This window comes from Streptomyces sp. NPDC046909 (assembly GCF_040644695.1).
Lineage (GTDB): Bacteria > Actinomycetota > Actinomycetes > Streptomycetales > Streptomycetaceae > Streptomyces.
The window spans coordinates 61059-84738 of the sequence record NZ_JBEYXC010000022.1; the positions used below are offsets into that span (position 1 = coordinate 61059).

The window sequence follows — 23680 nt, forward strand, 5'->3', positions numbered from 1 at the left end:
CGTCAGGCGTCCAGCTTCAGCACGACCTCGTCGATCTCCTCGCCCCGTGCGTTCGCGAAGCCCCTGTCCTGGGCCGTCACCCGGAACCCGCACTTCTCCAGCACCCGCCGGGAAGCGGCGTTGTCGGCGGCGGCCCGCGCGTACAGCGGGCGCTCGGGAACCTCGACGACCAGAGCCCGCAAGGCGGCCGTGGCGATACCGCGCCCCCAGTAGGCACGGTCGATCCAGTACGTCACCTCGCGCTCGCCCGGCTCTCCGTACACGGCCGCGTGGCCGACCACGTCCCCGTCGACCAGGACGGCCCGGTTCACGTCCACGGTGGCGCGGATCCGTTTCCAGTGGGCTTCGAAGGCGTCCCGGTCGGCCGGGTCCTTCGGGGTGAACGCGGCCATGCGCAAGGCCTCGGGATCGTTCATCTGCCGGAAGAACACCGGCAGATCACTGTCATGGACCGCACGGAGGGCAATCTGCATGCGTCAGAGCCTACGGGTCGCCAGTGTCAGCCGGTCCCGCGCGTCGAACAACGCGTCCTTCACCATCTGCTCGTGCGCGGGCGTCAGCCGCGCGACCGGCACCGAGCAGCTGATCGCGTCCCGCGCGGGGGTGCGGTAGGGGATCGCCACGCCGAAGCAGCGCAGCCCCAGCGTGTTCTCCTCGCGGTCCACCGCGAAGCCCTGCTCCCGGACCTGGTGCAGCTCCTCGATGAGCTTCTCCCGGTCGGTGATCGTGTTCTCGGTCAGCGCGGGCAGCGTCTCCGGGAGCATCTTGCGGACCTGTTCATCGGAGTACGTGCTCAGCAGCGCCTTGCCGAGGGAGGTGGAGTGGGCGGGCAGCCGGCGCCCGACCCGGGTGAAGGGGCGCAGGTAGTGCTGGGACTGGCGGGTGGCGAGATAGACGACGTTGGTGCCGTCCAGACGCGCGAGGTGGATGGTCTCCGTCGTGTCGTCCGACAGCCGGTCCAGCGTCGGACGCGCCGCCGCCACGACCTCGTCGCCGTCGATGTACGAGGTGCCGACCAGCAGGGCCCGCACCCCGATGCCGTACCGCGTGCCCGTCGCGTCGGTCTCCACCCAGCCCAGCTCGACGAGCGTGCGCAGCAACATGTAGAGGCTGGACTTGGGATATCCGACGGCCTCCTGGACCGCCGCGAGGGAGTGCATACCGGGGCGTCCGGCGAAGTATTCGAGCAGTTCAACCGTCCGTACGGCGGACTTGACCTGCGCGCCGCCCCCCGTCTCGCCAGCCGACATCGCCCTTGACCCCTTCGTTCGACGGGAAATAGTCTCCAACAGCATATTCACCATCAGAGACAGCGTTCAGTATATCGAACAACCCTGGTGGATGACCCAGGAACTGTGTGGAGGGACCCGCGGTGGCAGCAGCACCAGTCTGGAGTGTCGACCCCCGAACCGGGAAGCAGCGTGAACAGGTTGCGGTGGAGGCCACAGCCCAGGAGGTGGACGCCACCGTCCGTGCCGCGCACGACGCCCGCGGCGCCCTCGCCGACCGCACGGTCCGCGCGGCCTTCCTGCGCACCGCCGCCGACAAGCTGGAGGCCGCCAAGGACCAGCTCGTCGAGGCCGGCGACGCCGAGACCGCGCTCGGCCCGGTCCGCCTCACCGGCGAACTCGCCCGCACCTGCTACCAGTTGCGGGCCTTCGCCGCGATCGTCGACGAGGGCGCCTTCCTCGACGTCGTGATCAACCACCCCGACGACACCGCGACCCCGCCGATCCCGGACCTGCGCCGCTACAAGGTGCCGCTCGGGGTCGTCGCCGTCTACTCGGCGTCCAACTTCCCCTTCGCGTTCTCCGTCGCCGGCGGCGACACCGCGAGCGCGCTGGCCGCCGGCAACCCGGTCGTCGTCAAGGCCCACCCCGACCACCCGGCCCTGTCCGAGCTGGTCGCGGCGGTCGTGCGGCGGGCCGCCGCCGAGCACGGCATCCCCGACGGTGTCCTCGGCCTCGTCCACGGCTTCGAGGCCGGCATCGAGCTGATCAAGCACCCGCTGATCGCCGCGGCGGGCTTCACGGGCTCGATCCGGGGCGGCCGGGCCCTCTTCGACGCGGCCGCCGCCCGCCCGGTCCCGATCCCCTTCCACGGCGAACTGGGCTCCCTGAACCCCGTCGTCGTCACGGAGGCCGCCGCCGCCGAGCGCGCCGAGGCCATCGGTACGGGGCTCGCGGGCTCCATGACGCTGGGCGTCGGGCAGTTCTGCGTGAAGCCGGGCCTGGTGCTGGTGCCGTCCGGCGCCGCCGGTGACGGCCTGGTCAAGTCCCTCACCGACGCCGTCAGCGACACCGACTCGGGCGTGCTCCTCGACCACCGCATGCGGGACAACTTCATCGCCGGGGTCGCCGAGCGCGCGGAGCTGGCGGACGTGGAGACGCCGGTGACGCCGGGTGCGGGCGGCGAGCACACGGTCAGCCCCGGGTTCCTGACGGTGCCGGCGGACAAGCTGGCGCAGGAGGGCGCGTACGACCTGCTGCTGGAGGAGTGCTTCGGTCCGGTGACCGTCGTGGCCCGCTACGCCGACCCGTCCGAGGCGAGCAAGGTGCTGTCCCGCCTTCCGGGCAACCTCACCGCGACGGTCCATCTGTCGACCGAGGAGACCGAGGGCAAGGGGCGCGGCGCGGAGATCCTGGCGGAGCTGACGCCGCTGGCCGGGCGCGTCCTGGTCAACGGCTGGCCGACGGGCGTCGCTGTCGCGGCGGCCCAGCATCACGGCGGCCCGTACCCGGCCACGACGTCGACGTCGACTTCGGTCGGCGGTACGGCCATTGAGCGCTGGATGCGGCCGGTGGTCTACCAGACGACACCGGAGGCACTGCTTCCCCAGGAGCTGAGGGACGACAACCCGCTGGGCCTGCCCCGCCGCTTCAACAACCACCTCGAACGCTGACCCCCAGGGCCGCACGGGGAAAGGGAACCTGGGAAACTCTGACGATGGACGTGGAACTTCCCGAACTCCCTTTCCCTCTCCGTACCTACGGCCCCGACGGGCACTGGTCGTACGAGGACGGGATCCTCACCGGATGGGCCGGTCCACGACAGGACCGCTTCGTGTCTCCCACCGGTGAGGCCCTCGACCCCGCCTCCGACGCACCCCGTCTCCTCGGCGCCCCCGAAGGCGACTTCCAGCTCATCGCCCGGGTCACCGTCGGCTTCAACGCGTCCTTCGATGCCGGGGTGTTGTACGTCCATGTCGGTGACCGGGCCTGGGCCAAGCTCTGTCTGGAGTACTCCCCGGACGTGGCCACCATCTGCACGGTGGTCACCCGGGGGCACTCGGACGACGCCAACTCCTTCACGGTGGAGGGGAGTTCGGTGTGGCTGAGAGTCAGCCGTACCGGCCGTGCCTTCGCCTTTCATGCCTCCCGTGACGGTGAACGCTGGATATTCGTCCGGCTGTTCACGCTCGGGGACGAGAAGGAGAGCGACGCCGCGCTCGTCGGCTTCATGACGCAGTCGCCGTTGGGCGAGGGGTGTGTCGTGACCTACGACCACCTGGAGTTCAGGCCCGACTGGCCGAAGGACCTGAGAGACGGAAGCTGAGCAGGCCCGTCACCAGCAGGAGCCCGGCGCTGATCGCGAGACCCCGTCGCATTCCGGGCTCGAAGCCGTCGGTGACCAGCACCCCGAACACCGCGACTGAAAGACCGCCGGCGACTTGGCGGGCGGCGTTGAAGACACCCGCCGCGAGCCCGGCGCGTTCACCCGGTACGGCGTCCATCATCGCGGACGTCAGCGGCGGTACGGCCAGCGCGCAGCCGAGCGCCATCGGTACGAGGAGAACGGCCACCAGCACGGGAGATGTGCCGGCGTCGACGTACAGCAGAAGCAACAGCCCCGTGGCGGCCAGCCCTTGGCCGATCAGCATCGGGAGTCGTGCGCCGTAACGTGCCGTCAGTTTTCCCGAGAGCACGTTGGTCACCCCGATCAGGCCGCTCATCGGCAGGAACATCAGGCCGGCGTAGAGCGCCGAACGGCCCTGCACCTGCTGGAAGAAGAGGGAGAAGACGAACACCACACCGTAGAAGGCCGTGCTGACGGACATGCCCGCGGCGACCGCCACGGAGACGGTCCGGTCGCGGAACAGGCCGAGCGGGACCACCGGGTGGGCCTGCCGTGCCTCGATCCGCAGGAAGGCCAAGGCGGCGAGGACCGCGACCGCGAGAGCGACGAGCCCGGTCGCCCCGCCCTCGATCACCGCGAAGGCCAGCGCGGTCAGGGTGACCATGGCGGTCAGCTGGCCGGGCAGGTCGAGCGGGGCCGGCCGGCGTTCCGAGCGTGGCGCCCGTACCAGCAGGGCCAGGGCCACGGCGCCCAGCGGCAGGTTGATGAAGAAGATCCCCCGCCAGTCCCAGCCGATCGTCAGCGCGCCGCCCGCCACCGGGCCCAGCGCCAGCGCCACCGAACCACCCGCACCCCACGAGGCCACCGCCCGCGCCCGGCGGGCCGGATCCGGGTACGCCTGCCGCACCAGCGCCAGTGAGGCAGGCAGCACCACGGCCGCCGCCACGCCCTGCACCGCCCGCGCCCCGATCAGCGCGGGCAGGTTCGGGGCCAGCCCGCAGGCCGCCGAGGCGAGCGTGAACAGCGCGATACCGATCCCGAACGCCCGGCTCGCCCCGACCCGGTCCGAGAAGGCGCCCGTGGACAGCATGAGCGCGGCGAAGGCGAGGGTGTAGGCGTCCACCACCCACTGGAGACCGGACATCCCGCCGCCCAGCGCCGCGCCGACGGACGGCAGGGCCACGTTCACGATGGACGCGTCGAGGGTGATCAGCGCGAAGCCGAGGAGGGCGGCGGTGAGCGTCAAGCCGGGGGACGCGGCGGGCAGTTGACGGATGTCGGGCTCAAGGCGAGTCATGGGCATGCCCCCATGCTGCGGATCTCCGCCGTTCTACAGTAGTGGCCGGAACGCCATACCCCCGGAGGTTCTGGCCATGCCCCGCATCCCGCACCGCGTCGTCGTCATCGCGCCCTCGCCGGTCACCATGTTCAACCTCGCCATCCCCGAGCTGCTCTTCGAGAAGGTCGAGGTGGACGGCGGGCCGGGATACGAGGTGGTCGTGTGCACCCCGGATCCGGGTCCCGTCGCCACCACCGGCGGCCTCGCCCTGCATGTGGAGTGCGGGCTGGACGCGGTCCGGGGCGCCGACACCGTGCTCGTCGCCGGAACCGGGCGGCGCTACGAGCCCGACCCGCGCACCGTCGCGGCCGTGCGGGAGGCGGCCGCCGCCGGGAAGCGCGTCACCTCCATCTGCAGCGGCGCCTTCGTGCTCGCCGAGGCGGGCCTTCTCGACGGCCGCAGCGCCACCACGTACTGGCAGCTCGCCGACGAGCTGCGGGACCGCTATCCGTCCCTCGACCTCCAGGGCGATGTCCTCTACGTCCAGGACGGCCAGATCCTCACCTCCTCGGGATACGCGGCCGGCATCGACATGTGCCTGCACATCATCCGCGCCGACTACGGCGCCGCCGTCGCCAACGAGGTGGCCCGGCTCTCCCTCGTCGCACCGGTACGGCCCGGCGGCCAGACCCAGTTCACCCAGACCCCGCTGCCGCCCGAGCGCGGCACCGCCTGCGCCGACACCCGCGGCTGGGCCATGCGCAACCTCGACAAGCCCCTCACCCTCACCGACCTGGCCCGGCACGCGCGCGTGAGTGTCCGTACCCTCACCCGCCGCTTCCACGCCGAGAGCGGGATGAGCCCGTTGCAGTGGCTGCTCCACCAGCGCGTCGAGCGGGCGAAGGAGCTGCTGGAGACCACCGCCCTGCCCATGGACCAGGTCGCCCGCGCGGCGGGCCTCGGCACCGCCGACTCGCTCCGCGCCCACCTGGTCCGGCGGACCGGGCTCACGCCGAGCGCGTACCGGGCGCAGTTCAGCCGTCTGGGAACCGGAGCGGCCGAGGTCTCGTCCTCCGTTGCATGATCAGTGACAGAGTTGTCGCACCCCGGGTCATCCGGACCGTCGTACCGGCCGAGGCGGAGGCCATCACGGCGCTTCACGCCCGCGCGCGGGCCACCTACTACCCCGACGGCATCCCGGACGACGGCACCGACTGGCTCGCCGCCTGGCGGGCGGCCATCGCCCGGCCCGAGGGGCACGTCCTGTGCGTGGTGGACGACGGGCACATCGTCGGGCTCGCCTCCTTCCGCACCCCCGAGGACGCCCCGGCGGAAACGGTCATGCTCTTCCAGTTCCATGTCGACCCCGACCGCTGGCGCTCCGGCGTCGGTACGGCCCTGCACGCGGCCTGTGTCGAGGAGTGGCAGGCGGACGGGAAGCGGACGGCCGTGCTGGAGGTGCATGTCGACAACCGGCGGGCCCAGGCCTTCTACCGGCGGCTGGGCTGGACTCCGGGTGTGGTGGAGCCGGGGGACCATCATCTGCCCATGACCTTCGACGTGGCTGGGGCATGACCGGGTCGCGACCGGGGGAATGATCCCGACTCCTTGAACGTTCACCCACTAACCGGAGGGCGTCTCCGTACCCGTACGACCTGGAAAGAGCCGAAGACATGCGCGTCGAGATCTGGAGCGACATCGCCTGCCCCTGGTGCTACGTGGGCAAGGCCCGCTTCGAGAAGGCGCTCGCGGCCTTCCCGCACCACGACCAGGTCGAGGTGGTGCACCGGTCCTTCGAGCTGGACCCGGGGCGGGCCAAGGGTGACGTCCAGCCGGTGATCAAGATGCTGACCAAGAAGTACGGCATGAGCGAGGCGCAGGCCCAGGCCGGTGAGGAGAACCTCGGCGCGCAGGCCGCCGCGGAGGGCCTCGACTACCGCACCCGGGACCGCGACCACGGCAACACCTTCGACATGCACCGCCTGCTCCATCTCGCCAAGGCCGAGGGCAAGCAGGACGAGCTCATCCAGATCTTCTACAAGGCCAACTTCGCCGAGGAGCGCTCCGTCTTCGCCGAGGGCGACGAGCGGCTCGTGGAGCTGGCCGTCGCCGCGGGGCTGGACGCCGACGCCGTCCGCAAGGTCCTCGCCGACCCCTCCGCCTACGCCGACGACGTCCGCGCCGACGAGCGCGAGGCCGCCGAACTCGGTGCCAACGGCGTGCCGTTCTTCGTCCTCGACCGCAAGTACGGCGTCTCCGGCGCCCAGCCCGCCGAGGTCTTCACCCAGGCCCTCACCCAGGCCTGGGGCGCGCGTCCGCCGCTCCAGCTGATCGAGGACGGCGGCGCGGAGGCCTGCGGTCCCGACGGATGCGCGGTGCCGCAGAAGTAAGGCCGCGCAGAAGTAAGGCGGCGCAGGTCGGGGCGGATATATAAGAATCCCTTAGGGGAATCACGTAAAAATTCGCAATGGACTGATGATTCCAAGGGCTTCACAGTGGGATCCATGGAGACCTTCGAGAGCCTCGTCCGTGCTGAGTTCGCCCCGAAGAACACCTACCTCAACACCGCGTCCAGCGGTCTGCTCCCCGCCCGCACCGTGGCCGCCCTGACGGAGGCCGCGCTGATCCGGGCCGAGGGCAGGCCGCTGGACCCGCTGTTCGAGGACGTGGAGGCCGCCCGTGCCGCCTTCGCCCGGCTGGCGCACGTCCCCGTCGAGCGGGTGGCCGCGGGCGCCTCGGTCTCCACGTTCAGCGGCCTCGTCGCCGCCTCGCTGCCCGCCGGCGCCGAAGTCCTCACCGCCGAGGACGACTTCACCTCCGTCGTGAACCCCTTCCACGCCCGCGGCGACCTCAAGGTCCGCATCGTGCCGCTGGAGCGGCTCGCCGAGTCCGTCCGCCCGGAGACCGCGCTCGTCGCCGTCAGCGCCGCCCAGTCCGCCGACGGCCGCGTCGCCGACCTGCCCGCCCTGCGGGAGGCGGCCCGGGCGCACGGGGCGCGGACGTACGTCGACTTCTCGCAGGCCTCCGGATGGCTCGCCATGGACGCCACGCGGTACGACTACACCGTCTCCACCGGCTTCAAATGGCTGCTCGGCCCGCACGGCGCCGCCTTCCTGGCGGTCCCCGAAGACTTCGGCGCACTGGCACCCCTGCTGGCCGGCTGGGTGGCGGGGGAGAACCCCTGGAACAGCTGTTACGGCCCGATCGCCGAACTCGCCCACTCCGCCCGCCGGTTCGACATCAGCCCCGCCCTCTTCGTGTACGCCGGACTGCGCGCATCCCTCTCCCTGATCGAGGAACTCGGCGTCACCGCCGTCCACACGCACGACCTGGCCCTCGCCGACCGCTTCCGCGCCGGACTGGCCGCCCTCGGCCACCAACCCGTGCCCGCGCCCGGCTCGGCGATCGTCTCGGTGCCCCGACTGGGCGTCAAACAGCCCGAGTTGAGCGCGGCCGGCATCGAGGTCTCCAACCGGGCCGGCAACCTCCGCGCCTCCTTCCACCTCTACAACACCCCCGCCGACGTCGATCGTCTCCTGGACGTCCTGTCCGACTGATCTACGCTCGGGCTGGCTGTGCGATCTCCTCGCCGGTCACCGCGGCCGGCCTGCCCTTCTGCCGGGGGTCCGGGGGTCGTCCCCCGGGAAACGCAGCATTGGCCATGGCTTGTTGTCGTGAACCGCTGGCGCGGGCCCGGCGAGGGCGCTAGGAAAGGCACCAGGGGTGGTGGTGCCGGTGGAACACGCGGGCGATACGTCAGTGCGGCCTCCCGCCGACGCGGAGCTGCACAGGCGGCTCGTGTACGGCGACGAGTCCGCGCTGGCCGAGGCGTACGAGGCGTACGGGGGTCTGGTGCGGCGGGTCGCCGTGCGGGTCACGCGCAGCGCGGGCGCCGCCGAGGACGTGGCGCAGGAGGTCTTCGCCCAGCTGTGGAGCAGGCCGTACGCCTTTGACGCACGCCGTGGCACCCTGCGCACCTGGCTCTCCATGCTCGCCCACCGGCGGGCCGTGGACTGGGTGCGCAGCGAGGCCCGGCACCGCAAGGACGCCGGCGCCGACGACTCCGCCCTCCAGGCCATCCCCGAGCCCGGCCCCGGCCCCGACGAGACCGTCGTCGACCGCGAACGCTCCCTCCTGCTGCACTCCGCCCTCGCCGAACTCCCCCAGCCCCAGCGGGAGGTGGTGCACCTGGCCTACTTCGCGGGCCGCACCTACCGCCAGGCCGCCGTCGAACTCGGCATCCCCGAGGGCACGGCCAAGACCCGGCTGCGCACGGCTTTACGCACCTTGGCCGAGTCTTTGGCCGACCCGCCCGACCCCGCGCTCGAAAGGGGCGCATGATGGAAAGGGATCCGCGAAAGGGGGTGCACGGTGACCACTGAACACGACGGCGTACGCGACCTGCTGGCCGCCTGGGCCTTCGGCGCGCTGGAGCCCGCCGACCGCAGGACGGTCCCGCTGCACCTGGCCGAGTGCGAGGACTGCGCGGCCGAGGCGGAACGTTTGCGCGAAACGGTACGTCTGCTCGACGGCCCCGCGACCGACGGCTCGGGCCGCCGCCCCGCCGCCGGCATCCTCTCCGGCGCCCTGCGCACCCGCCCCGCCGCACCGGACGTGGCCCCGCACGCCGCCCCCTACGCCGCCGCCGTGGCCGGGCTGAAGGCGCTGCTGCCCGAGATCGAGGGCCGCTGGAGCATCCCGGTCGTGCACGACTGGGACGCGCACGCCACCGTCGCCCATCTCCTCGCCGCCGACGAGCACCTGGCCCGCCTGCTCGGCCTGGACACCGCGCTGCCGGCCTCCCGGATCCCGGCGGACACCCACTGGGGCGCGGCCTGGGACCTGCGGACCAGGGAGATCATCGACCACGAACACGCCCGTACGCCCGGGGAGACCGCCACCGACTGGGCCGAGCAGGCGGACGCACTGCTCGCCGCACCCGAGGCGCACGATCCCGAACTCGCCGCCCGGGCCGTGACGTTGATGGGCGCGCGGCTTCCGGTCGCCGACCACTATGTGGCGCGCGCCTTCGAGGCGTGGATCCACACCGACGACCTCGGCCGTGCCCTGGGCCTCGCCGTCCCGCCGCCGCCCCCGGAACACCTGTGGCAGCTGGTCCGCCTCGCCGTCCGCATCCTCGGCCTGGCCCTGGAGCGGGAGGCCGCGCCGGTGCTCTTCTCGGTGACGGGCGTCGAACAGTGGGTGCTGGGCTCCGAGGACGAGCCGGTACGGGCCGAACTCACCCTGGATCCCGTCGACTTCTGCCTGCTGGTGGGCGGACGGTACAGGCCGGACGAGGTGCCGAGGGACAGCACGGGCGACGCGGCCGCCGTACGGAACGTACTGGAGCGGGCCGCGTCGCTGGCGTGGCTGTGAGAGTCGCTTCGGCTACCTGACGGGCGTGAAGTCCCGGGCGCCGATGAACTCGGGCCGCCGTACGGGAGCCGCGAACGGCTCGACGGCCGCGTTCTCCACGCTGTTGAACACGATGAACACGTTGCTGCGCGGGAACGGGGTGATGTTGTCCCCGGAGCCGTGCATGCAGTTGCAGTCGAACCAGGTCGCCGAACCGGCCTTGCCGGTGAACAGCTTGATGCCGTACTCGCCGGCCATCGCGGTCAGCGCCTCGTCCGAGGGCGTGCCCGCGTCCTGCATCTGGAGCGACTGCTTGTAGTTGTCCTTCGGCGTGGCCCCCGCACAGCCGAGGAACGTGCGGTGCGAGCCCGGCATGATCATGAGGCCGCCGTTGGTGTCGTAGTTCTCCGTCAGGGCGATGGAGACGGACACCGTCCGCATGTTCGGCAGGCCGTCCTCGGCGTGCCAGGTCTCGAAGTCCGAGTGCCAGTAGAAGCCGGAGGCGCCGAAGCCGGGCTTGACGTTGATCCGCGACTGGTGGACGTAGACGTCCGAGCCGAGGATCTGCCGGGCCCGGCCGACGACCCGCTCGTCGCGCACCAGGTTCGCGAACACCTCGCTGATCCGGTGCACTTCGAAGACGGAGCGGATCTCCTTGGACTTCGGCTCGATGATCGAGCGCTCGTCGGCGCGGATCGCGGGGTCCGTGACGAGCCGCTCCAACTCGGCGCGGTAGAGGGCCACTTCGTCCTGGCCGATGAGCTCCTCGACGGCGAGGAAGCCGTCGCGCTCGAAGGACTCCAGGTCGGCCGTCGGGATCGGCCCGGGGGTACCGGGCGCCGACCAGACGACCGGGTCCTTGCGGGGGAGGGACACCTCGGTGGCGCCGCGGCTGGGGTAGAGATCGGTGACGGTGGTCATGCGGTCACACCTCCTCGGGTTCGGTGAGCAGGGGGTAGACGCCGTTCGCGTCGTGGTCCTCCCGGCCGGTCACGGGCGGGTTGAACACACAGATGCAGCGGAAGTCCTCCTTGACCCGCAGCGTGTGCCGCTCGTGCCCGTCCAGGAGATACATGGTCCCGGGCGTGATCGAGTGGGTCCGCCCGCTCTCGTGGTCGGTCAGCTCGGCCTCGCCCTCCACGCAGACGACGGCCTCGATGTGGTTCGCGTACCACATCGACGTCTCCGTACCCGCGTACAGGATCGTCTCGTGCAGCGAGAAGCCGACCCGCTCCTTGGCGAGGACGATGCGTTTGCTCTCCCAGGTGCCGGACGCGGACCTCACATGACGGTCGGTGCCTTCGATGTCCTTGAACGAACGGACGATCACGGTGCTGCGATGCCTCCTAGATAGACGGTGTCGAACGGGGTCAGAGGGTTTCCCGTACGGAGCGGGCGACGACGCTGAGCCCCTCGTCCAGCTCTTCGGGGGTGATGGTGAGCGCGGGAAGCAGCTTCACGACCTCGCTCTCCGGGCCCGATGTCTCGATGAGCAGCCCGAGTTCGAAGGCGCGGCGGGCGACCCGCTCGGCCCGCGCCTTCTCGTGGAACTCGAGCCCCCATACGAGCCCGCGCCCGCGGTACTCCTTCACATCGGCGAGGTTCTCCTCCGTGATGGAGATGAGCGCCTGCTCGATCTGCTCGCCGCGCGCCCGGGTCTGCTTCTCCATCGCGGACCCGTCGGCCCAGTACGCCTCCAGGGCCGCGGTCGCGGTGACGAACGCCGGGTTGTTGCCGCGGAAGGTGCCGTTGTGCTCGCCCGGCTCCCAGATGTCCAGCTCGGGCTTGAACAGGCAGAGGGACATGGGCAGTCCGTACCCGCTGATCGACTTCGAGACGGTGACGATGTCGGGCGTGATGCCCGCCTCCTCGAACGAGAAGAAGGCCCCGGTACGCCCGCACCCCATCTGGATGTCGTCGACGATGAGCAGCATGTCCTGCCGCTCGCAGAGCTCGGCGAGCGCCCGCAGCCACTCGGGCCGCGCCACGTTGATGCCGCCCTCGCCCTGCACGGTCTCGACGATCACCGCGGCGGGCTTGTTCAGCCCCGACCCCTGGTCCTCCAGGAGCCGCTCGAACCACAGGAAGTCCGGGACCTGTCCGTCGAAGTAGTTGTCGAAGGGCATCGGCGTGCCGTGCACGAGGGGTATCCCGGCCCCGGCCCGCTTGAAGGCGTTGCCGGTGACGGCGAGGGAGCCGAGGGACATCCCGTGGAAGGCGTTGGTGAAGGAGACGATGGCCTCGCGTCCCTTCACCTTCCGGGCCAGCTTGAGGGCGGACTCGACGGCGTTGGTGCCGGTCGGCCCGGGGAACATGACCTTGAAGGGCAGATCGCGCGGGCGGAGCACCAGGTCCTGGAAGGTCTGGAGGAAGGCGCGCTTGGCGGTGGTCGACATGTCGAGCCCGTGCGTGACGCCGTCCCGCTCCAGGTAGTCGATCAACGCGCGTTTCAGGACGGGGTTGTTGTGCCCGTAGTTCAGGGATCCGGCGCCGGCGAAGAAGTCCAGGTACTCGTGGCCGTCCTCGTCGTACATGCGGCTGCCGTGCGCACGGTCGAAGACGGTGGGCCAGCCGCGGCAGTAGCTGCGCACCTCGGACTCGAGAGTCTCGAAGACACTGAGGTCGGGCTGGGTGATGGTCACGACGAATCGCTCCTCGTTGCGTGGGGGGAGTGCGTGGGGGTCGTCAGAGATCGGCAGAGATCGGCGGAGATCGGCGGAGATCAGCCGGGATCGGCCGAGATCGTCAGAGGGAGAGGGGGCCGATGCGGTACAGGACTTCGGGTTCGTGCGGCCCGTCGGGGAACAGGCCGGTGTCGAACAGCACTTCACGCTCCAGACCGGCTTCATGACGCTCGGCGAACGCGCCGAACAGCCGCTCGGAAGCGGTGTTGCCGGGCGTGATGGTGGTCTCGACGGCGGTGATCCGCTGCTCGGCCGAGGCCCGCGCGACGAGCCCGTCCAGCAGCGCCGCCGCCAGCCCGCGCCCGCGATACTCCTCGTCCACCGCCACCTGCCAGACGAGCAGGGTGCGCGGCCGGTCCGGCCGTACGTAACCGGTGACGAAGCCGACCGGCTCCCCGCGCCCGTCGCGGGCGACGGCCGACGTGGCGGCGAAGTCCCGACACCACAGCAGATAGCTGTAGGACGAGTTCAGGTCGAGAACCTTCGAGTCCCGCGCTATCCGCCACAATGCGGCGCCGTCCGCCACGGACGGACGGTCGATTTGCAGTTCGGCTGGCGTGTCTGCTGGTGCGGCAGTCATGCGGATTGAATTTACCGAGGGAAATTCAAAAATGCATCGCTGGGAGGGGTTACATGGCGGAGGGGACTGTGTTATCGCGCGGGCGCGGGTGGGTGCGTGAGAGGTGTGAGGTATGGGAGGTTTTGGGTGTGGCAAAAGGGGTGAATCACCCCGCATGTGTAACGCGTCACACCCATGTAATCCCCACGAGATCTGCCCGAATTCAGCCGGTTGGCGTTCGCGAAATCTTTGCGTTTAGGACCGGGGAAAGCGGGCAGAAGAATACGGGAAGCTACCCTCCTGAAAATTCAGGAATTACCTCTGAATTAGGCCCCGGTAACCCCGTCGATTCGTTCCCGCAAGATGTCCGCGTGCCCGTTGTGCCGGGCGTACTCCTCGATCATGTGAATGAGCACCCACCGCAGACTGACCTCCATTCCGGGCACGGGCCCCTCGGCCACCCGCCCGACGTCGTCCGGCGACCGCCCGACGAGGATCTCCCGCCCCCGCGCGATCTCCCGCCGCCACACGACGAGCGCGTCCGCGAGCGTCCGCCCCGGGTCCAGCACATACCCGGTGGCCTCGCCGTTCACCGGCGGTACATCGAGCCCCGCGACCACCCGCTGGAACCAGTTCCGCTCGACCTCGGCGAGATGCTGCACCAGCCCGAGCAGTGTCAGGGCGGAGGGTTCGGCGGAGGCGAGCCGCACCTGACTGTCGTCCAGCCCGGCGCACTTGATCTCCAGAGTGGCCCGGTGGAAGTCCAACCAGCTTTCCAGCATGGGCAGTTCATCACCGGATGTGAGAGGAATGGGCCGACCGTCGGGAAGCGTAAGCGGTTTGTCGGTGGTCATGGGCCGAGCATGGCACGGGCCCATGACCCGGGGGCAGTCACCTCACGGGCGACGCGCCGCCATTGAGCCTCACCGCCGGGCAACGGCCAGGCCCAGGAGGGCCGTTGACCCGTCCGCAGTTCCCGAAGACGCCGGGCGAGAGCCGCCCCCGCGACAGCGGCCCCGTCCGGGACCCCGGTCCCATGGAGGGCGCGGAGCTCGGCGAAGCGGGCCAGTTCGCCCTCATAGACCCGCACCGCCTCCTCGGTGCCCGCGTCCACCTCGTCGCCCGGCGCGGTCCGGTGCAGATGCAGCACCGAGGGCGCGACCGACTCGGCGATCGCCGCCGCGAGCCGCGCGTGACCGTCCAGGACGAGATGACAGTCCAGCCCGCTGACCCACCACAACAGCACCGGCGGCAGCGTGCCGTCACGCGCCTGCTTGCGATACGCCTTGACCCTGCTGTCGTCGGCGTCGGGCAGCGGGCGGAGCGGCAGCAGCTCCCAGGAACCCGAGTGGACGAACCAGTCGATGTACCCGTCCGGATGCCCCTCGACGACCATCGACCCCCAGTACTCCCCCTCCGGCAGACGGCCATGATTCCAGCGCAGCAGCGGACTCTCGGGCGACAGCAGCCACCGGCCGTCGTGCAGCGGGCCGTCCGCCGACTCGGCCAGCGCCTGCGCGAACCGGTGCGCCCAGCGATCGGGGCGGCCGGCCAGCGCTCGTGCCGTCTCCGCGCGTACCGGTGCGACGGGGGAGCGGTAGCCGTCGGTGCGCCAGAACTCCACCCCGCAGTGGTCCTCCTCGACGGCGGCGAGAAGGACCGGCCGGGACCGCTGGGTGAGAAGCAGCCGCCGCTCGGCGCTGAACAGACACAGATCCGGCTGCCGCCGCGCTCCCACGTCCAGGGAGAGGCCTGCCCAGGTGCCGTCGTCCCGAGTGATGTCCGTGCGATGCATGCCGAGACGATAAGAGGCGCGCACGGCCGACCGCACCGCGATTGCGGCCGCCGGACCTACCGCCAGCTCTCCTCCACCGCCCGCAGCGCCCCCTCCACATCCACATCGAGCCCCTTCTCGCTCAACGCCGCCCCGAGCGCCGCGAGGCTCGCCCGGACCGCGCCCGGAGTCGCGTCCGCCCCGTAGTGGTTGACCCGGATCATCTCCTTGGCCAGCGCACCCCCGCCCGCGCTGAGCGGCAGCACCGGATCCGAGGCCAACGCCCGAGCCACCAGCTCGGACGCGTCCACCCCCGCCGGCGCCCGCAGCGTCGTGGCGACCGGCGCCGCGTCCCGAGCCTCGTACACATACGGCTCAAGCCCCCCGCCCAGCGCCACGGCCCCCGCCCGGGTCGCCGCCGCGGCCGACGCGTGCCGGGCCATCACGGCGTCGAGCCCCACCGCCTCGATCCGCTCGACACACGCCTCAAGGGCCAGCATCTCCAGCTGCGCGGGAGCGTGCAGCAGCGCCTTGCGGCCGCCGTCGACCCACCGCTCCTTCCAGTCGAGGAGCGAGAGATACGACCGCCGCGGCGCGAGCGGATTCGCCGCCATCCGCGACCACGCCCGCGAGCTCACGGAGACCGCCGAGACCCCCGCGGGCCCGCCCATCGCCTTCTGCGCCCCGATCACACACAGGTCCACACCCCACGCGTCCGGCAGCACCGGCTCGGCCCCGATGGAAGCGACCGCGTCCAGGTAGAACAGTGCCCCCTGCTCCCGTACGACCTCCCCGATCTCCGCGACGGGGTTGGTGTTGCCGGTGGCCGCCTCCGCGTGCACCAGCGACACGAAGTCGATCGAGGGATGCTCGGCGAACGCCTCCCGGATCTGCTCGGCCGTCACCGCCGTATGGAACGGCACCGCCAGATCGATCACCGTCGCCCCGCAGTCCCGCAGCCAGTCCCCGAAGGTCTGCCCGTAAGGACCGGTGATGACGTTCAGCGCGACCGTCCCCGGCCCCGCGGTCGCCCGGATCGCCCCCTCCAGCGGAAGCAGCGCCTCCCCCTGCATGATCACGACGTCCTGCGAGGTGCTCAGCAGCCGCGCCACGCGGTCCTCGATCGACGCGAAGTGCGCCGCGCTGAGCGGGGCCAGGTCAAGGAACGGATGCGTCACGGCGGTGCTCTTTCGCTCACTGGGGTAGACGTGATCGAGGGTAACCGGAGCGCGACACCCCGCGCCGACCGGTGCTTCTTAGGCTGAACGGCCTCGGAACCATCGCTTTGATTTGAGAGACCCAAACCTTTCCTTATAATCGGAACCCACAGTTCCCCCACAGGAGGCTCCCCCGTGAAGACGACCCTCGGGCGCCGGACCCGCATCCTGACCGCCACCACCGCGACGGCCGGGCTGCTGCTCGTGGCCGGCTGCTCCTCGGACGACGACGGCGGCAGCGGCACCAAGACCGCCGCCGGCGGTGTCGAACTCGTCAAGGCGGGGCAGCTCACCACCTGCACCCACCTGCCCTACCCGCCCTTCCAGTCGGAGATCGACGGCAAGGTGCAGGGCTTCGACGTGTCGCTCATCGACCTCGTCGCCGAGGGCCTCGGCGTGAAGCAGGTCATCCTCGACACGCCGTTCGAGAACTTCAAGACCGGCGCGTTCCTCAACTCCGGCGCGTGCGACCTGGCCGCCGCCGGCATGACCATCACCGAGGAGCGCAAGAAGAACGTCGACTTCTCGGACCCGTACTTCGACGCCACCCAGGCCCTCCTCGTCGACAAGGGCAGCGGCATCACGTCCCTCGCCGACGCCAAGTCCAAGAAGGTCAAGCTGGGTGCCCAGGCGCAGACCACCGGCGAGGACTACGCGAAGAGTCAGGGCTTCGACCCGGTCTCCTTCGAGTCCTCCGACGCCGTCCTCAACGGACTGCGCTCCGGCCAGGTCAAGGCCGTCGTCATCGACTACCCGGTCGTCCAGGGCTGGCTGAAGACCAAGGCCAACGCCGACGCCTTCGAGCTCGCCGAGCAGATCAACACCGGTGAGCAGTACGGCTTCACGGTGAAGAAGGGCAACACCAAGCTCCTCGCCGCCATCAACAAGGCCCTCGCCGACGCCAAGTCCGACGGCACGTACAAGAAGCTGTACGAGAAGTGGATCGGTCCATACGTCGCTTCTGCGACAGAGGGGGCGTCCGCGACCTCCGCCTCCCCGTCCGCCTCATGAGTGGGGCCGACGCACAACTCCAGCCCCGGAAAAAGGGTCTGACCCGGAGTCAGAAGCGCAGCCTGTCGCGCGGCGCGCAGTACGTCGTCTTCGTCGGGGCCGTGATCGCCTTCGCGGCCGCCGCCGACTGGGACCGGCTGAAGAACCAGTTCGCCCAGTGGGACATCGCCAAGGAGATGTTCCCGGACGTCATCACGCTCGCCCTCAAGAACACCGTGCTCTACACGCTGTCCGGCTTTGCCTTCGGACTCGTCCTCGGCATGGTCATAGCGCTGATGCGGCTGTCGTCGGTGGGCCCGTACCGCTGGTTCGCCGGCGTCTACATCGAGATCTTCCGCGGCCTGCCGGCTCTGCTGATCTTCATCTTCATCGGCGTCGCGGTCCCCCTGGCCTTCCCGGGCACGGAGATCCCCGGCGGCACCTACGGCAAGGTCGCCCTCGCACTCGGCCTGGTGGCGGCGGCCTACATGGCGGAGACGATCCGCGCCGGCATCCAGGCGGTCCCCAAGGGCCAGATGGAAGCGGCCCGTTCCCTCGGCTTCTCACCCGCGCGCGCCATGATCTCGATCATCGTCCCGCAGGCGTTCCGCATCATCCTCCCGCCGCTGACCAACGAACTCGTCCTCCTCTTCAAGGACTCCTCGCTGGTCCTCTTCCTCGGCGTCACCCTGGAGGAGCGCGAACTCTCCAAGTACGGCCGCGACCTGGCCAGTACGACCGCCAACTCCACCCCCATCCTCGTCGCCGGCCTGTGCTACCTGCTGGTGACGATCCCGCTCGGCTTCGTCGTACGCCGCATGGAGGCGAAGGCCCAGGAGGCCGTGAAATGACCCGTCCTGAAATCCAAGTACGCGGTCTGCACAAGTCGTTCGGCGCCAACGAGGTCCTCAAGGGCATCGACCTGGAGATCGGTCAGGGCGAGGTCGTCTGCGTGATCGGCCCGTCGGGGTCGGGCAAGTCGACGCTGCTGCGGTGCGTCAATCTCCTGGAACAGCCCACCAGGGGCCAGGTCTTCGTCGGCGGCACCGAACTCACGGACCCCGACGTCGACATCGACGCCGTACGCCGCCGTATCGGCATGGTCTTCCAGCAGTTCAACCTCTTCCCCCACCTCACGGTGACCGAGAACCTCACGCTCCCGCAGCGAAGGGTCCTCAAGCGGGACAAGGCGCGGGCGGCGAAGGTGGCCGCGGAGAACCTGGAACGCGTGGGCTTGTCGGAGAAGGCGAACGCCTACCCGGCCTCCCTCTCCGGCGGCCAGCAGCAGCGAGTGGCCATCGCCCGTTCGTTGTCGATGGGCCCGGAGGTGATGCTCTTCGACGAGCCGACCTCGGCCCTCGACCCGGAGCTGGTGGGCGACGTTCTGGCGGTCATGCGCATGCTCGCCCAGGAGGGCATGACGATGATGGTCGTCACGCACGAGATGACGTTCGCGAGGGAGGTCGCCGACAGAGTGGTGTTCATGGACGGCGGGGTAATCGTCGAGGACGGCAGGCCGGCCCAGGTGATCGGCAGCCCGAGTCACGAGCGCACGAGACACTTCCTTTCACGGCTACTGGACCCAGCGATGGCTGATGTCGAGGACGAGGACAGGAGCGCCCCTTAGGGGCGCGGGGAACTGCGCGACCAGCCCCAACGCTCCCGCACCCGACGAACTATCGTGCGTGCCATGAACGATCTGCCGGTGCTGCACGTAAAAGGCCAGGTCCTAGTCGGCCCAGAGGACGTCCGAGACGAACTCTGGGTCATCGACGGCCGCATCACCTACGACCGCCCAGTCGGCGCCCAAGACGTCCGTACCGTCGAGGGCTGGACCCTCCCCGGCCTGGTAGACGCCCACTGCCACGTAGGCCTCGGCCCCCACGGCCCCGTCCCCGAGGACGTCGCCGAGAAGCAGGCCCTCACCGACCGCGAAGCCGGCACCCTCCTCATCCGAGACGCGGGCTCCCCCTCGGACACCCGCTGGACCGACGACCGCGAAGACCTCCCCAAGATCATCCGCGCCGGACGGCACATCGCCCGAACCCGCCGCTACATCCGAGGCTTCGCCCACGAGATCGAACCGGAAGACCTCGTCGCATACGTCGCCCAAGAGGCGGCCCGAGGCGACGGCTGGGTCAAACTCGTCGGCGACTGGATCGACCGCGACCTCGGCGACCTGGCCCCGAGCTGGCCGAGAGAAGTGGCAGAGGCGGCGATCGCGGAGGCCCACAAGCAGGGCGCCCGAGTCACCGCCCACTGCTTCGCGGAGTCCTCCCTCCGCGACCTCGTGGAGTCCGGCATCGACTGCATCGAGCACGCCACAGGCCTCACCGACGACCTGATCCCCCTCTTCGCGGAGCGCGCCGTCGCGATCGTCCCGACCCTCGTCAACATCGCCACGTTCCCGAAACTGGCCGACGGCGGCGAGTCCAAGTTCCCCCGCTGGTCCGCCCACATGCGCCGCCTCCACGAGCGCCGCTACGACACCGTCCGCAACGCCTACGACGCCGGCATCCAGGTCTACGTCGGCACCGACGCCGGCGGCACCCTGCCGCACGGCCTGGTCGCGGCCGAGGTGGAGGAGCTGACCAAGGCGGGCATCCCGACGGTCGAGGCGCTCGCCGCGACGACATGGCGGGCCCGTGAGTGGCTGGGGCGCCCCGGCCTGGAGGAGGGCGCGACGGCCGACCTGGTCGTGTACGAGGGGGATCCGCGGGCGGACGTACGGGTACTGGCGGCGCCCAGGAGGGTGGTACTGAACGGGCGGGTCCAGGGATGAACGGGTGACTGTGGAGAACGTGCGTGCCTGAGGAATCGAAGGCGTGCGCGGAAATGTCACTTTGGAGTGAACCCTCGTCAGCTTGCTGACCATTCACTCCTCGTACGAAATTCTTGCCGGGTCCCGAGCAAGTCTCCTCTGAGGGGTCCCCACCTTGAACGGCAAGAACTTCCGTATGCCCGCACGCATGTCCGCACGCATGCCCGCACGCCGTCTCGCGACCGTCGCGACGGCGACGGCCCTGGCCGCCGGTCCCGCGGTCCTGGCCGGTGCCGGCACCGCGCACGCGACCGGTGACGAAGGGCGCGCGAGCGCCGTCGTCCTGCGTACCGGGCTCGACGTATCCCTGCTCAACAAGACCGTGAACGTCCCGCTCGCGGTCTCCCTGAACGAAGTGCAGGCGCCGCAGAGCGCCCAGAAGACCGCGCTGACGGCCCAGTTGAACGGGGTCGACGGCGGCCAGCCCTTCAGCGTGCTGGACGCCGAGGTCGCCCAGGCCAAGGCGGACGTCACCGACGCCAAGGCCGAGGCGTCCACGACCCTCGCCCACGCCAAGCTGCATGTCCCCGGTCTGCCCCTGCTGTCGCTGATCGAGCTCGGCACGGTCACCTCCAAGGCCACCTGCGAGGCCGGCAAGACCCCGACCGCCACCTCCAACCTGCTGGGCTCGGTGACCGTGCTCGGCAAGCAGGTCACGCTCACCGCTGGCGGCCCGGTCGACGTCAAGGTCCCCGGCGTCGGCGAGGTCCGCCTCGACCTGTCCAAGACCGAGACGACGACGAACACGGCGGCCGCCACCGCCCTCGAACTCACCGTCTCCGTCAACCCGTTGAAGCTCAACGTGGCCGAGGTCGAGGGCACCCTCACCCTCGCGAAGGCCACCTGCGAGGCACCCGCCGCTCCGGCCGCCGCCGATCCGCAGTCGCCGGACCCCACCACCCCGGCCGGTGACGTCAAGCCCCAAGGCGCCCCGGACGAGGCCGGGTTGGCCGAGACCGGCGGCAGCTCCATGACCCCGTACCTCGCGGGCGGAGCCCTCGCACTCCTCGTCGCCGGCGGGGGAGCGGTGGTGTTCGCGCGGCGCAGCAAGAGCTGAGGGACGCGCCTCCGTTCCGAGGCGCGTCGTAAGTCCCGTTGGCCCTGGGGGAGTAGAGGCGGAGTGTCCCGGTCAATGCGTCTTTCAGCGCATTGACGGGCAATCGCCCGAGGATGAGGGTGGGCCGACGGGGCTTCGGGCACTGTGCCCGCAGCCCGGCATCATCGGGGGAGAAATCGCATGAGCATCGAAGATCTCGACCGCGTGGAGTCGACCGAGACAGAGCCGTCCGAGACAGAGCAGTCCGTGGTTCCGTTCCCGTTCCGGCGCAGCGGCGTCTACACCCTCCAGCCTTCCTGGTTCCCCGCGGGCCCGACGCCGTCCGCGGGCGACACCGAACCGGCCCCGGGCGTCGAGGGCGACCACACCGCCGCCGGGCTGGTGGTGGAGGAACTCCGCGTCGACGTGGACGGCCTGATGCCGACCATGACCGTCAGCGGCACCCGGGCCCTGCTCATCGGCGGCAGCGTGACATGGATCGCGCGGGTGCACCGGGACCCCGTACAACAGGCGTGGACCGGGGCGATCTTCTACCGCGACGGGAACGCGTCCCTGGAACCGCACACGGATGTGCGGGTGAAGCTGTCCGGGCTGCCCCTCGTCGGGCAGCGCAAGGCACGGGTGACGTTCACCGGCGGCGGGCACCCGGACGTGACCCGTACGTTCGTCTACCGGCGGGCGGCCTTCCGCGAAGTGGGCATCGAGTACGACCGCGTCGACGACGCCACCGCGGTCACCAGCTATCCGCTGCACGCGCACCCCAACCGGCCCGCCGACCTGCCCGACACCACCCTGAGCATCGAGGACGCCTTCACCCGGCTGGGCGTCACCGTCACCAAGACGGGCGGCGACGACGTCGTGCCGGTCATCAAGGCGGGCAGCGACAGCCTGTGGACCGACATCGAGATGCACGACGCCATGCAGGTGCACTGGTCCAAGTGGGCCGACGTACCCCAGTGGCAGATCTGGACGCTGTTCGCCGGACGGCACATCCAGGGCAGCACGCTCGGCGGCATCATGTTCGACGACATCGGCACGGCCCAGCGCCAGGGCTGCGCGATCTTCAGCAACTCCTTCATCTCCGACCCCCGCCCGGGCGACCCGCAGTCGGACGAGGCCGTGCGCAGGCTGCGCTTCTGGACGGCCGTGCACGAGATCGGGCACACCTTCAACCTCGCCCACTCCTGGCAGAAGGACATCAACTTCGGCTCCCCCTGGATCCCCCTGGCGAACGAGCCGCTGGCCCTCAGCTACATGAACTACCCCTTCGCCTACCCCGGCGGCGAGAACGCGTTCTTCGCCGACTTCCGGTACGGATTCAGCGAGAACGAACTCCTCTTCCTGCGCCACGCCCCGGAACGGGTCGTCAAGCAGGGCGCCGCCCCCTGGTTCCACGAGCACGCCTTCGAACAGGTGCGGCAGGCCACACCGAACGTCCTGGAACTCACCGTGCGGGTCAACCGGCCCACCGCCCGCTTCGAGGCGCTGGAGCCCGTGGTCGCCGAGGTGAAGCTGCGGAACACCTCGTTCGTGCCGGTCGCGGTGGACCGCAACGCCCTGCTCGGGGAACGGCTCAGCGTGATCATCGCGGCCGACGGCCGGGACGCCCGCCAGTGGGTGCCGTACGCCCGGCACTGCTACCTGGCCGACCCGCACGTCCTCCAGCCCGGCGAATCGCTGTACGCGCCGCTGTTCCTGAGCGCCGGACTCAACGGATTCGACCTGGCCGAACCAGGCCACTACCGGATCCGCGCGATGCTGGGCACCGATTCCGGCGCGATCCTCTCCGCACCCCTGAGTGTCGAGATTGGGCGGCCCAGGAGCCGCGAGGAGGAACTGCTCGCCCCGGACGTCTACTCCGACGAGGTCGGCCGTGTGCTCGCCTTCGGCGGCAGCCGCGGCCACACCCCCGCCCTCGACCGCGCCAACGACGTACTGCGGGAGGCCGTGGAACGACTCCCCGACAGCGCGCTCGCCGTCCACGCCGCCGCCGCTCTCGGCCGCACGGCGGCCGTGCCGGGCCAGATCCTCGTCCAGAACCCCGACGACCCGCGCGTCAAGGAGTTCAGCACCGTCGTACCCGATCCGGCGGACGCCCTGCCCCTGCTGCGGAAGGCGTACGGCGACCCGGACGCCGCCGCCGACACCCTCGGCCACATCCGGCTGACCCAGCAGGTCGAACAGGTGGCGGTCGCCCTCGCGGCAACCGGCGATCGCCCGGCCCAGGAGGCGGCCCGCCTGACCAACGCCCTGGCCGACACCCTGGACGCCAGGAACGTACTGCCCTCGGTGGTGCGGTCGGTACGGGCCACCGCGGAGAGCCTGCCGGGCTGACGCTCGGCTGCTTTCCTCATGGCCCTTACTGCCC

At 70.5% G+C, this 23680-nt stretch carries 24 protein-coding genes; 14 read left to right on the forward strand and 10 right to left on the reverse strand.

What is annotated here, in order from left to right:
• Positions 1-2 precede the first annotated feature (2 nt).
• Complete coding sequence (locus tag ABZ928_RS46225; protein WP_361533676.1) at positions 3-473, reverse strand: GNAT family N-acetyltransferase; 471 nt, start codon at positions 471-473, stop codon at positions 3-5.
• Positions 474-476: 3 nt separating this feature from the next.
• A complete protein-coding gene (locus ABZ928_RS46230; protein ID WP_030956770.1) occupies positions 477-1250 on the reverse strand; it encodes an IclR family transcriptional regulator in 774 nt (257 codons plus the stop codon).
• A gap of 122 nt (positions 1251-1372) precedes the next feature.
• Here ABZ928_RS46230 and ABZ928_RS46235 point away from each other — a divergent pair, with 122 nt between their 5' ends.
• Both ABZ928_RS46235 and ABZ928_RS46240 read left to right on the forward strand, forming a co-directional pair.
• A complete protein-coding gene (locus ABZ928_RS46235) occupies positions 1373-2902 on the forward strand; it encodes an aldehyde dehydrogenase (NADP(+)) (RefSeq protein ID WP_361533679.1) in 1530 nt (509 codons plus the stop codon).
• 44 nt (positions 2903-2946) lie between these two features.
• Positions 2947-3555, forward strand: coding sequence for a DUF1349 domain-containing protein (locus tag ABZ928_RS46240; protein WP_361533682.1), 609 nt, complete (start codon positions 2947-2949; stop codon positions 3553-3555).
• Here ABZ928_RS46240 and ABZ928_RS46245 read toward each other — a convergent pair.
• A complete protein-coding gene (locus tag ABZ928_RS46245; RefSeq protein ID WP_361533685.1) occupies positions 3515-4879 on the reverse strand; it encodes an MFS transporter in 1365 nt (454 codons plus the stop codon). The two genes, ABZ928_RS46240 and ABZ928_RS46245, sit on opposite strands and share 41 nt — an antisense overlap.
• Positions 4880-4949: 70 nt before the next feature.
• Here ABZ928_RS46245 and ABZ928_RS46250 point away from each other — a divergent pair, with 70 nt between their 5' ends.
• The 6 genes from ABZ928_RS46250 (at position 4950) to ABZ928_RS46275 (ending at position 10231) form a co-directional block, all read left to right on the forward strand.
• Positions 4950-5939, forward strand: a complete 990-nt coding sequence (locus tag ABZ928_RS46250) for a helix-turn-helix domain-containing protein (RefSeq protein ID WP_361533688.1) — start codon at positions 4950-4952, stop codon at positions 5937-5939.
• The gene (locus ABZ928_RS46255; protein ID WP_361533691.1) at positions 5936-6430 is read left to right on the forward strand and encodes a GNAT family N-acetyltransferase; all 495 of its coding nucleotides are present in this window, start codon (positions 5936-5938) and stop codon (positions 6428-6430) included. The genes ABZ928_RS46250 and ABZ928_RS46255 overlap by 4 nt, the downstream gene beginning before the upstream one ends.
• Positions 6431-6528: 98 nt before the next feature.
• On the forward strand, positions 6529-7245 hold the full coding sequence (locus ABZ928_RS46260; RefSeq protein WP_361533694.1) for a DsbA family oxidoreductase: 717 nt from the start codon (positions 6529-6531) through the stop codon (positions 7243-7245).
• 114 nt (positions 7246-7359) lie between these two features.
• Positions 7360-8412: an aminotransferase class V-fold PLP-dependent enzyme gene (locus ABZ928_RS46265; RefSeq protein WP_361533697.1), complete on the forward strand. Its 1053-nt coding sequence runs from the start codon at positions 7360-7362 to the stop codon at positions 8410-8412.
• Between the two features lie 166 nt (positions 8413-8578).
• A complete protein-coding gene (locus ABZ928_RS46270; protein WP_361533700.1) occupies positions 8579-9196 on the forward strand; it encodes a sigma-70 family RNA polymerase sigma factor in 618 nt (205 codons plus the stop codon).
• 30 nt (positions 9197-9226) lie between these two features.
• On the forward strand, positions 9227-10231 hold the full coding sequence (locus ABZ928_RS46275) for a maleylpyruvate isomerase N-terminal domain-containing protein (RefSeq protein ID WP_361533703.1): 1005 nt from the start codon (positions 9227-9229) through the stop codon (positions 10229-10231).
• 12 nt (positions 10232-10243) lie between these two features.
• Here ABZ928_RS46275 and thpD read toward each other — a convergent pair whose 3' ends face one another.
• From thpD to ABZ928_RS46310, 7 genes are all read right to left on the reverse strand, one after another.
• Positions 10244-11131 (reverse strand): ectoine hydroxylase, encoded by an 888-nt coding sequence (gene thpD, locus ABZ928_RS46280; RefSeq protein ID WP_361533706.1) that lies wholly within the window; start codon positions 11129-11131, stop codon positions 10244-10246.
• Between the two features lie 4 nt (positions 11132-11135).
• A complete protein-coding gene (locus ABZ928_RS46285; RefSeq protein WP_361533709.1) occupies positions 11136-11540 on the reverse strand; it encodes an ectoine synthase in 405 nt (134 codons plus the stop codon).
• 40 nt (positions 11541-11580) lie between these two features.
• Positions 11581-12852, reverse strand: coding sequence for a diaminobutyrate--2-oxoglutarate transaminase (ectB, locus tag ABZ928_RS46290; RefSeq protein ID WP_361533712.1), 1272 nt, complete (start codon positions 12850-12852; stop codon positions 11581-11583).
• Between the two features lie 103 nt (positions 12853-12955).
• The gene (ectA, locus tag ABZ928_RS46295) at positions 12956-13474 is read right to left on the reverse strand and encodes a diaminobutyrate acetyltransferase (RefSeq protein ID WP_361533715.1); all 519 of its coding nucleotides are present in this window, start codon (positions 13472-13474) and stop codon (positions 12956-12958) included.
• Positions 13475-13779: 305 nt separating this feature from the next.
• The gene (locus ABZ928_RS46300; protein ID WP_361533718.1) at positions 13780-14307 is read right to left on the reverse strand and encodes a DinB family protein; all 528 of its coding nucleotides are present in this window, start codon (positions 14305-14307) and stop codon (positions 13780-13782) included.
• Positions 14304-15248 carry a hypothetical protein gene (locus ABZ928_RS46305; RefSeq protein WP_361533721.1) on the reverse strand — a complete coding sequence of 315 codons (945 nt, stop codon included), beginning with the start codon at positions 15246-15248 and terminating at the stop codon, positions 14304-14306. Before ABZ928_RS46305 ends, ABZ928_RS46300 begins: the two co-directional genes overlap by 4 nt.
• 56 nt (positions 15249-15304) lie before the next feature.
• Positions 15305-16405 carry an aminotransferase class V-fold PLP-dependent enzyme gene (locus ABZ928_RS46310; RefSeq protein WP_361533724.1) on the reverse strand — a complete coding sequence of 367 codons (1101 nt, stop codon included), beginning with the start codon at positions 16403-16405 and terminating at the stop codon, positions 15305-15307.
• 174 nt (positions 16406-16579) lie between these two features.
• On the opposite strand from ABZ928_RS46310, the gene ABZ928_RS46315 reads away from it, so the two are divergent.
• The 6 genes from ABZ928_RS46315 (at position 16580) to ABZ928_RS46340 (ending at position 23646) form a co-directional block, all read left to right on the forward strand.
• The gene (locus ABZ928_RS46315) at positions 16580-17455 is read left to right on the forward strand and encodes a transporter substrate-binding domain-containing protein (protein ID WP_361533727.1); all 876 of its coding nucleotides are present in this window, start codon (positions 16580-16582) and stop codon (positions 17453-17455) included.
• A complete protein-coding gene (locus ABZ928_RS46320; RefSeq protein WP_361533730.1) occupies positions 17452-18285 on the forward strand; it encodes an amino acid ABC transporter permease in 834 nt (277 codons plus the stop codon). The genes ABZ928_RS46315 and ABZ928_RS46320 overlap by 4 nt, the downstream gene beginning before the upstream one ends.
• Entirely contained in the window at positions 18282-19061 is a 780-nt protein-coding gene (locus tag ABZ928_RS46325; RefSeq protein WP_361533733.1) for an amino acid ABC transporter ATP-binding protein, read from the forward strand. The genes ABZ928_RS46320 and ABZ928_RS46325 overlap by 4 nt, the downstream gene beginning before the upstream one ends.
• 63 nt (positions 19062-19124) lie before the next feature.
• Positions 19125-20216, forward strand: a complete 1092-nt coding sequence (locus tag ABZ928_RS46330) for an amidohydrolase family protein (protein ID WP_361533736.1) — start codon at positions 19125-19127, stop codon at positions 20214-20216.
• Between the two features lie 187 nt (positions 20217-20403).
• Positions 20404-21312, forward strand: a complete 909-nt coding sequence (locus ABZ928_RS46335; RefSeq protein WP_361533739.1) for an SCO1860 family LAETG-anchored protein — start codon at positions 20404-20406, stop codon at positions 21310-21312.
• Positions 21313-21492: 180 nt separating this feature from the next.
• The gene (locus tag ABZ928_RS46340) at positions 21493-23646 is read left to right on the forward strand and encodes a hypothetical protein (RefSeq protein WP_361533742.1); all 2154 of its coding nucleotides are present in this window, start codon (positions 21493-21495) and stop codon (positions 23644-23646) included.
• Positions 23647-23680 lie beyond the last annotated feature (34 nt).